Origin of the sequence: Rathayibacter sp. AY1F3 (genome assembly GCF_002931975.1) — a bacterium.
Taxonomy (GTDB): Bacteria; Actinomycetota; Actinomycetes; order Actinomycetales; family Microbacteriaceae; genus Rathayibacter.
This window is the reverse complement of the sequence record NZ_PSVF01000051.1, coordinates 1-8,614: the sequence shown is the minus strand read 5'-3', so window position 1 is coordinate 8,614 and position 8,614 is coordinate 1. Positions and strand designations below refer to the sequence as shown.

Here is an 8,614-nt window from a genome sequence, read left to right as displayed (position 1 = left end):
GGCGGCGGGCGGGTCGGAGAGCGGGCGTCGGAGCGGACCCGCGCGGGCGTCCCCGGAGCGTCACTCCACCGCGTCGGCGACCGCGGTCACGACCGCGCGGAACCGGTCCGGCGCCTCGCGGATCCGCCGCCGGAGGAGGACCCCGGCGAGCGCCGACGAGGCGGGTGCGGCGACCAGCTCGCACTCGACCCGGGCCCCCTCCTCGTCCGCCAGGACCCGCCACTGCTCGACGCCGAGCACGGGGAGTCGGCGCTCGAGCCCGCTCCCCCGCCGCTCGTACGCGCCGTCGGCGGCGAGGACGTCCGCGAGGGCGGCGAGCACCGGGGCGGGGTCGGCGTGGAGGACGGAGGCGAGGGCGAGGAGGCTGCGCACGGCGGCAGTCTCGCACGCCCCCGCATCAGGAGCGGGCGTCGAGGACGCGCCGGAGCCAGTCGAACGACGCCTTGGGCACGCGGTCCCGGCTGCGCGTGTCGACGGCCACGAGCCCGTGCGGGCGGCTGTAGCCGTGCTGCCACTCGAACGCGTCGACCAGGGTCCAGAGCTGCACGGCCTCCACCGGCAGTCCGTCGTGGACGGCCTCGGCGAGAGCGGCCAGGTGCGCCCCGAGCCAGCGGATCCGCTCCGTGTCGACGATCGCACCCTCGCGATCGGGCTCGTCGGAGTAGCTCGCGCCGAGCGCGGTCACCACCAGCGGCGGCAGGGCGTCGCCGTAGCGCTCCACGAGGGACCGCAGCACCGAGACCACAGCCCAGGGTGCGACCGGCGAGCCGTCGCCCGTGCGGTCCAGCTCCGGCCAGGGCGCCGTGTGGAACGGGAGCGCGGGAGGAGCGCCCACCCCGGTCGGCAGCGCCGGGTCGCGGCCCGACACGATCCGCAGCGGCGGCAGCGGCGCGACCGCGTAGAAGTCGAGCGGAGCCGAGATGCGCGCGAGGTCGACCGGATCCGCCTGCGCGAGGGCGCCGAGGAACGGCGGCAGCTCCTCCGGTCCGACCGGGTAGGACCCGGTCAGCACGGCGTCGGCCACCAGGCGGTTCCGCAGGATGTCCGCCAGGGAGGCGAAGGCGCGGTCCCGGTCGTCGTCGGAGGCGGGCTCGACCGGCGCGAGCGCGTCGACGAGGCCGATCCTCCCGGTCACCTCCGCCGCTCGCAGCGCCTCCAGCGCCACGCCGTGCCCGAGGAGCTGGTGGTGCAGCGCCGGCAGGGCGCTGAACAGCCGGCCGGCGCCCGGCGCCTGCCGCGCGAGCGCGTAGCCCTCGAGCATCACCGTCGACGGCTGGTCGAGGGTGATCCAGTCGGCGACCCGGTCGCCGAACCGCCCGCCGAGCTCGAAGGCGAGATCGCCGAAGCGGAACGCGGTGTCGCGGTTCATCCAGCCGCCGCTGAGCGCCGACGGGGTGTCGCGGTGGTGCAGGGTCAGCGCGACCCGGATCCCCGTCTCGGCGAGCCCGTCGAGCAGGCGGTCGTAGAAGCCGAGCCCTCCGCGGTCGATCGGCCCGCGGCCGTCGGGCTGCAGCCGGGGCCACGAGACCGAGAGCCGGAGCTCGTCGACGCCGAGATCGACCAGCAGCGCGAGGTCCTCGCGCCAGCGCAGGAGGAAGTCCGTCGCGATCTCGGGAGTGGCCTCCTCGGCGATCGTCCCCCGTCGCAGCGCGAAGTCGTCCCACACCGACCGGCCCCGGCCGCCCGTCTCGAGGGAGCCCTCCGTCTGGAAGGCGCTCTGCGCCAGTCCGATGCGCAGCCCCGGCGGCAGGAGTGCGCCCAGCTCGCGCGGATCGTCGAAGCGCGCGGCCTCGACGCGCACCTCCCGCCGATCGCGCCCGCGGGCCTCGTCTTCGCGCATTCCACTGTCCTCCGGATCTGATCGACGGGTATATTCTCGCGGAAGCGCTCTCCCGGATCTCCCCGACTCCCCCGACCGGCTGAGACGCCTCCTCCGGATGGTGTACATCCGGGAACAGTGGTGCGGCGCGCTTGACAGCTCCCCCCTGCCCCCGTGCAATGGACGCATCGTGAAATCGGGCGTCGACGTGGCAGTACCGGGGGGTTCACCGGTCGTGCCGGTGCCCCGACTCCGCCGATCCCCGCGGCGCACGGCCGCCCTGCTGCTGGTGCTCCTCGCGGCCGTCGCCTCCGTCTCCGGCCTGGCCGCTCCGGCCGCGCAGGCCGCCGCTCTCGCGATCACCGCTCCCTCCTCCGGCGCGGTCCTCAGCACGGGAGCGACGACGGTCACCGGCACGGCGACGGCCGGGGACCAGGTGCAGATCGGGCTCCGCGGCGGCGGCGACCCCCTCTGCATCACCACCGCGGGCCCCGACGGCGGCTGGAGCTGCGCCGTCTCCCTCGACGACGGGCCGGCGACCCTGGTCGCGGTGGAGCTCCTCGCCGGCGGCGGGACCACCTCGGCCGCCGTCCCGATCGCCGTCCTCAGCGCCCCCGTCATCGAGTCGGTCGACGGCTCGGCGACCTCCGCGGGCTCGGTCCGCGGCACGGCCTACCCCGGCGCGAGCGTCGCCGCGGTCTCGAACGGCGGCGCCGCGTGCCTGGCCACCGCCGACTCCGGCGGCGCGTGGTTCTGCCAGCTCGCCCCCACTCCGGCGCCGGGCAGCTACCGCGTCACCGCGACGCAGACCGCCTCCTTCGCCGGCAGCGCCGCCTCGCCGGCCAGCGCGCCGGTGACCCTCGTGGTCGACACCGCTGCTCCTGCCGCCCCCGCCCTCACCTCGCCGTCGAACAACGCCGCCCTGCCGCTCAGCGGCGCGTCCTACTCCGGGACGGGCGTGGACGGCACCCGCGCCTACGTGTACGTCGACCGGGTCAACACCTGCGACGCGGCGGTCAGCGGAGGCGCCTGGAGCTGCACCGGCGGTACGATCACGGCGGGCGCGCACCGGGTCTCCGCCATCGCCGGGGACAGCGCCGGCAACTACAGCCCGCCGAGCCCCTGGATCGACGTGACCTTCGCGGCGGCGACGACCGCTCCCACCGGCACGCCCAGCGCGACGACGCCGGCCGCCCCCGGAGCCGCGCCCAGCGCGCCCGGGGCCGCCGCGTCTCCCGCACCGAGCAGCGCGGCGCCGACCGCGTCCCCGTCACCCGTCCGCCCCGGGGAGGCCGCGCCCACGCCCGAGGACGAGCCGACCGCCGAGCCCACGGCAGCGCCGGTCCCGGCTCCCGACCAGGACGGCGGTGACGTGCCGCCGCAGCCCGCCCCCGACGCCGGATCGGAGCCGGGCGGCTGGAGCGCGGCGACCGGGATGACCACCGCGCTGTCCGCCGGATCGCCGGTCGTCTCGATGGCCGACTGGATGCGCTCCCTCGCCCTCGCTCTGCTCTCGCTCGCCCTGGTCGTCGTGCCGGCCCGCCTCGCCGCGGCCGGGCGCGCGCCCCGTGCCGAACGCAGCTGGCACCTCACGGGCCGCAACCGCGCCGCCGTCGAGTACGACGACAAGCCGGACACCGGTCCCGCCTCGCCGCGCCTGATGGTCGTCGGGATGGTCGGCTGCGCAGCCGGCCTCGTCCTGCTCTCGGGACGCGTCGACGGCCAGCCCGCCTATCTGCGCCTGCTGATCGCCGTCATCGTGGCCGTCGCCGTGGTCAACGCGGTCGCCGCCGCCGTCCCCGCGCTGGTCGGCCGGCGGATCGGCGTCAGCGGGATCGGCGTCGTCGCCGCTCCGCGCGCGCTGCTCCTGGTCGCGGCGGCCGCTCTCGTCTCGCGCTTCGCGGGACTGGACCCGGCGCTCCTCTTCGGCGTGGTGATCGGCCTCGTCCTCCCCGAGGGCGCGTCCGCCGTCGACCGGGCGAAGCTCTCCACCGTCCGCGTCGTCTCGCTGCTGGGTCTCGCCGGACTCGCCTGGGGCGCCTCCGCCGTGGTCCCGCCCGACGGCTCGTTCGGCTCCGTGCTCGCCGCGGAGGTGCTCAGCGCGACCACGCTGATCTCGGTCGGCTCGAGCGTGGTGCTGCTGTTCCCGGTCGGGCGCCCCGCCGGCCGCAGCATCCTGCGCTGGTCCCCGCTGCTCTGGCTCGGGCTCACGCTCCTCGCGACGACCGTGCTGTTCGTGCTGCTCACCCCGACCATCGCGTCCTGGTCGACCGACGGCGGAGCGGGTCCGGTGCTCTTCGCCGTCGTCGCCTTCAGCGCGGTGTGCACGTCGATCTGGGCCTGGCGGCGCTTCGTCGAGTCGGAGTAGCCGGCCTCGGCCGCCCGCTCAGCCGATCGAGACGGGCCGGTCGAGGTCGTCGCCCGGCAGCACGTCGGCCACGGCGCCGACGGTCAGCTCGCGCAGCGTCGCGATGCCGCCGTAGATGCCGAGGAACGCGGTGTCGGCCGCGTCGCGTCCCGTCGCGATCCGCACGAGGCTCGACCGCGGCGCGAGCGTCGTCGCGTCGACCGCCCGCCACTCCCCCTCGATCCAGGCCTCCGCGACCGCGTGGAAGTCCATCGGCTGCAGTCCCGGCGCGTACACGGCCGCCAGTCGGGCGGGCACGTCCAGCGCCCGGAGGAGGGCGACGACGAGGTGCGCGAAGTCGCGGCAGACGCCGCGGCGGGCGAGCAGCGTCCGCTCGGCCCCGTCCGTCGGAAGGCTCGAGCCGGGGACGTACGCCAGCCGCGTGCCGACCCAGGAGCTCACCGCGTGCAGGAGGTCCGCCCCGGCGAGGCCGGCGAACTCGGCCCGGGCCGTCGCCCACAGCACGTCCGACTCGGCGTAGCGGCTCGGCCGCAGGTACCGCAGCCGGTCCACCTCGTCGCCCTCGAGCGGAGCGAGGCGTCCCAGGACGCGCGCGGAGTAGTCCACGACGAGGTGCCCGACCGGCGCGTCGAGCACGTGCAGCCGGGTGCCGTGCTGGTCGATCACCTCGCGAGCGGCGAGCGGGCGGCCGTCGACGGTGAGCGTCAGCGACTCCTCCGCCCCGTACGCGTCGGCCACCGCGATCGAGAGGACGAGGGCGGCCGGAGCCGCGACGTCGAGGGTCAGGTGGGCCGAGAGGTCGCGCTGCATGGGGCTGTTCTCCGGGGCGTGGCGGGTGGGGGTCAGGCGCCCTGCTCGCCCTTCGGCGGCGGGGTGGGGGCGGCGTCCGGCTCCTGCACGAGCTGCAGCCCGCCGGACGAGTTCGCCGAGACGGTCAGCAGGTCGATCCAGGTGCGGTTGATCGAGGGGACCCGTCCGCCGAAGTACTTGAAGTAGAGGGGCACGGAGGGGTCGAGCCAGATGCTCGAGCGGCCGTCGCCGACCGCGGGGTCGTCCCGCCAGGAGAAGAAGAAGCTCTCGCGGCGGCGCAGCTTGTTGGCGATGACGATCTGGACGTGCGTGAGCGTGCGGTCGTCGAACTCGATCTCGACTCCCGAGGCTCCGTAGAGCAGCTTCCCCATGGGGGCCTCCCGGCCGCCCGTCGCCGGGCGGTGCATGACGGTGCCCGCGGGCACGAGAAGCGGGACCGTTCCGGCGCCCGCCGTGGACCGGGCGGCTCGCATCCGGACGTGGGCGCCCGGGCGCGGAACCGCCCGGTGACGACTCTAGGCGAGGCGGCGCGGGCGCGCGGGATCCTCGTCCGATTCCCGAACACCGGGCTCCTCCGGCCGGAAGGACGACCGGTCCGGAGGCGCACCCGGCGCCCTGTCGGATCCGGGCGAGACGCGCCGGGGCGCTGCCGCGCGCATGTCGGAGGTCGGACGTACGGTACCCGCATGATCGAATGCGCACTCTGCGGAACCGACGCCGTCGTCCTCGACCGCTCCGGCGGCCGCGACACCGAGGAGGAGCTCGTCGTGCTCTGCGCCGACTGCACCCCGGGCGAGATCACCCAGGCCCTCGAGGCCGGGCTGCTCGAGCCCGCTCGACGCAGCGCGCACGCCCGCGCCGCCTAGGGAGCGGCGCGTCGGACGGAGTGCCCCCACTGGGACTCGAACCCAGACTGAGACGATTTTAAGTCGTCTGCCTCTGCCGATTGGGCTATGGGGGCGACCACCGGGAGGAGCGATCCTCCCGGCGGCGGTGTCAGGACTTGGCGGGCTCGCCGCCGACCGGGACCGGAGCACCGGCCTGGCCGGGGATCTGCGCCGGGGCCTGCGCGGCCGGAGCCTCGGCGGCCGGGGCCGCCGGACGCGGACGCGACGCGTAGGTCTCGAAGGACCCGCGGGGGTACTCGCGGGCCTCGATCGAGGCGATGTCGCGGCCGAGCCAGAGGTTGTTCCACCAGCCCCAGACCACGCGGAACTTGCGCTCCCACGAGGGCATGGCGAGACCGTGGTAGCCGCGGTGCATCACCCAGGCGGGGAAGCCCTTCACGGCGATCTTGCCGGACTGGAACACGCCGATGCCGATGCCCAGGCCCGCGACCGCGCCGAGGTTCTTGTGCACGTAGTCGACCGGCTCCTCGCCGCGGAGCACCGCGGTGATGTTCTTGGCCATGAGCTTGCCCTGGCGGACGGCGTGCTGGGCGTTCGGCACGCAGAAGCCGCCGACGCCGCCGCCGGTGAGGTCGGGGACGGCCGTCGCGTCGCCGGCGCCCCAGGCGCCCTCGACGAGCACGTCGTCGTGGCCGACGCGGAGGTCGGCGCGCACGCGCAGGCGGCCGCGCTCCTCGATGGGCAGGTCGGAGTTCTTGATCGACGGGTTCGCCATGACGCCCGCGGTCCAGATGATGAGGTCCGACTCGAAGCTCTCGCCCGTCGACAGCTGGATGACGCCGTTCTCGGCCGACTTGAGCTGCGTGTCGAGGTGCACGGTGGCGCCGCGCTGGTCGAGGTTCTTCAGCACCCAGTGGCTCGTCTCGAGGGCGACCTCGGGCATGATCCGGCCCATCGCCTCGATGAGGTGGAACTGCGTCTCCTCGAAGTCGATCTCGGGGTAGCGCTTGAGCAGCGCGCTCGCGAAGGAGCGCAGCTCGGCGAAGACCTCGATGCCCGCGAACCCGCCGCCGACGACCGTGACGGTCAGCAGGCGCGAGCGCTCGGGGCCGGCGGGCAGCGACGCGGCCTTGTCGAAGTTCGTGAGCATGCGGTCGCGGATCGCGGTCGCCTCCTCGATCGTCTTCAGGCCGATCGCGTTGTCGGCGACGCCCGGGATCGGGAAGGTGCGCGAGACGGAGCCGGCGGTGACGACGATCTGGTCGTACTCGAACTCGTAGGGCTCGCCCACGGTCGGGGTGATCGTCGCGGTGCGGTTCGCGTGGTCGATCTTCGTCACCTTGGCGGCGAGGATCGCGGTCTTCTTGAGGTGGCGGCGGAGCGAGACGATCGCGTGGCGCGGCTCGATCGACCCCGCGGCGACCTCGGGGAGGAAGGGCAGGTACGCCATGTAGGGCAGCGGGTCGACGATCGTGACCTCTGCCTCGTGCGGGCGGAGCTGCTTCTCGAGCTTCCACGCGGTGTAGAAGCCGGCGTAGCCGCCTCCGACGATCAGGATTCTGGGCACGGTTGACTCTCCAAGAGGGATGGACAATGCGAACACCCTCACGCAATGCGAAGTGCCCGCTCTCGATGCGGTGGGCAGCACTGACCCCGACTGGGAATCAGCTTAGCGAAGAGCGCGCCGGTGGTGGCGCCTCCGTGGCTCCGGTAGGAGCGGCTACGCGTCGAGCGGCCTGCAGGCGCAGCGCTCGGGAGACCAGTCGGCGCGGGCCAGGGCCAGATCGCCGATCGGATTGACGCCGGGGCCCGCCGCGAGGGCGTGCGCGGCGAGGGCGTGGAGGCACTTCACCCGCGAGGGCATGCCCCCGGAGGAGATGCCCGCGATCTCGGGGACGGAGCCGACGCTCTCGCGGTCGGCCAGGAACGCCCGGTGCGCAGCGGCGTACGCCTCGCGCAGCTCCTCGTCCTCGGCGAGCATCGCGTTGTACTCGACCATGACCTGGGTGGCCTCGAGCTGCGAGATCGCGGCCGTCGCGGCGGGGTGGGTCAGGTAGTAGAAGGTGGGGAACGGCGTGCCGTCGGACAGGCGGGGGCTCGTGGAGACCACCGTCGGGTCGCCGCAGACGCAGCGGGCGCTGATCCCGACGACGTCCCGGGCGGGACGGCCCAGCTGGGCGGAGACGACCGCGATGTCGCGCTCGGACGGCGGATCGAAGGGGGGCGTGGTCACGGGGGCTCCAGAGGACGGACGGCCGGGAGGACGCTCCAGTGTACGCGGGGCCGGGCGGGAGCGACGGGGTCGGGCGGGAGCTACGGAGTCGGTGTCAGCTCGTCGGCGGTCGGCTCGCCGAGGCCCGAGACCGCGATCGAGGACAGCAGGGAGCCGGCCCAGTCGCTCGGGGTCTCCTGCACCGTGTCGCTCGCGGGCTGCTGCGCCTGCTGGGCGAGCGTCACGTCGTCGAGCACGAGGTAGCTCACCTCGCCGGGCATCACGAAGTACAGCCGCTCGCGGGCTTGCGCGCGGATGAACGCCGGGTCGGACCAGCGGGTGCGCTGCTCGTCGAGGTTCTGCGCCTGGGTCTTGGCCGCGTCGACCGAGCGCTGCAGCTCGGCGATCTCGGCGCGCTGCTCGACGAAGTTCTTGATGCTCGGGGCGAGCACGACCACCGCGAGGATCATGATCCCCATCACCAGCAGCGTGAAGCCCGAGCCGCGGACGCCTGCGATCCACGCGGACGAGGGCGACTGGGCCGGCTGGACCCACCT

The 8,614-nt window shown here is 74.7% G+C and carries 9 protein-coding genes and 1 tRNA gene; 2 read left to right on the top strand and 8 right to left on the bottom strand.

Translation table 11 applies throughout. The features are described 5' to 3' along the window. Nucleotides 1-60: 60 nt before the first annotated feature. The gene (locus C5C39_RS16740) at nucleotides 61-372 is read right to left on the bottom strand and encodes a hypothetical protein (protein ID WP_104227427.1); all 312 of its coding nucleotides are present in this window, start codon (nucleotides 370-372) and stop codon (nucleotides 61-63) included. Nucleotides 373-397: 25 nt separating this feature from the next. Then, a complete protein-coding gene (locus tag C5C39_RS16735; protein ID WP_181136421.1) occupies nucleotides 398-1,840 on the bottom strand; it encodes a glycoside hydrolase family 1 protein in 1,443 nt (480 codons plus the stop codon). 220 nt (nucleotides 1,841-2,060) lie between these two features. Between C5C39_RS16735 and C5C39_RS17670 the strand changes: the two genes are divergently transcribed. Further along, the gene (locus C5C39_RS17670; RefSeq protein ID WP_181136420.1) at nucleotides 2,061-4,187 is read left to right on the top strand and encodes a hypothetical protein; all 2,127 of its coding nucleotides are present in this window, start codon (nucleotides 2,061-2,063) and stop codon (nucleotides 4,185-4,187) included. A gap of 18 nt (nucleotides 4,188-4,205) precedes the next feature. Here C5C39_RS17670 and C5C39_RS16725 read toward each other — a convergent pair whose 3' ends face one another. Further along, nucleotides 4,206-4,997, bottom strand: a complete 792-nt coding sequence (locus C5C39_RS16725; RefSeq protein ID WP_104353913.1) for a transglutaminase family protein — start codon at nucleotides 4,995-4,997, stop codon at nucleotides 4,206-4,208. A gap of 32 nt (nucleotides 4,998-5,029) precedes the next feature. After that, the gene (locus C5C39_RS16720; protein WP_068211888.1) at nucleotides 5,030-5,368 is read right to left on the bottom strand and encodes an ATP-dependent DNA ligase; all 339 of its coding nucleotides are present in this window, start codon (nucleotides 5,366-5,368) and stop codon (nucleotides 5,030-5,032) included. 315 nt (nucleotides 5,369-5,683) lie between these two features. Between C5C39_RS16720 and C5C39_RS16715 the strand changes: the two genes are divergently transcribed. After that, nucleotides 5,684-5,863, top strand: a complete 180-nt coding sequence (locus tag C5C39_RS16715; protein WP_104225020.1) for a hypothetical protein — start codon at nucleotides 5,684-5,686, stop codon at nucleotides 5,861-5,863. Between the two features lie 21 nt (nucleotides 5,864-5,884). Here the strand turns inward: C5C39_RS16715 and C5C39_RS16710 are convergent. The 4 genes from C5C39_RS16710 to C5C39_RS16695 form a co-directional block, all read right to left on the bottom strand. Continuing rightward, nucleotides 5,885-5,958, bottom strand: a tRNA-Leu gene (locus C5C39_RS16710). Between the two features lie 35 nt (nucleotides 5,959-5,993). After that, the gene (locus tag C5C39_RS16705) at nucleotides 5,994-7,412 is read right to left on the bottom strand and encodes an NAD(P)/FAD-dependent oxidoreductase (protein ID WP_104225019.1); all 1,419 of its coding nucleotides are present in this window, start codon (nucleotides 7,410-7,412) and stop codon (nucleotides 5,994-5,996) included. Between the two features lie 153 nt (nucleotides 7,413-7,565). After that, nucleotides 7,566-8,078: a DUF501 domain-containing protein gene (locus C5C39_RS16700; RefSeq protein WP_104227430.1), complete on the bottom strand. Its 513-nt coding sequence runs from the start codon at nucleotides 8,076-8,078 to the stop codon at nucleotides 7,566-7,568. Nucleotides 8,079-8,158: 80 nt separating this feature from the next. Continuing rightward, nucleotides 8,159-8,614 (bottom strand): septum formation initiator family protein (locus C5C39_RS16695; RefSeq protein WP_104353912.1); only part of this gene is annotated, 456 nt, incomplete at its 5' end.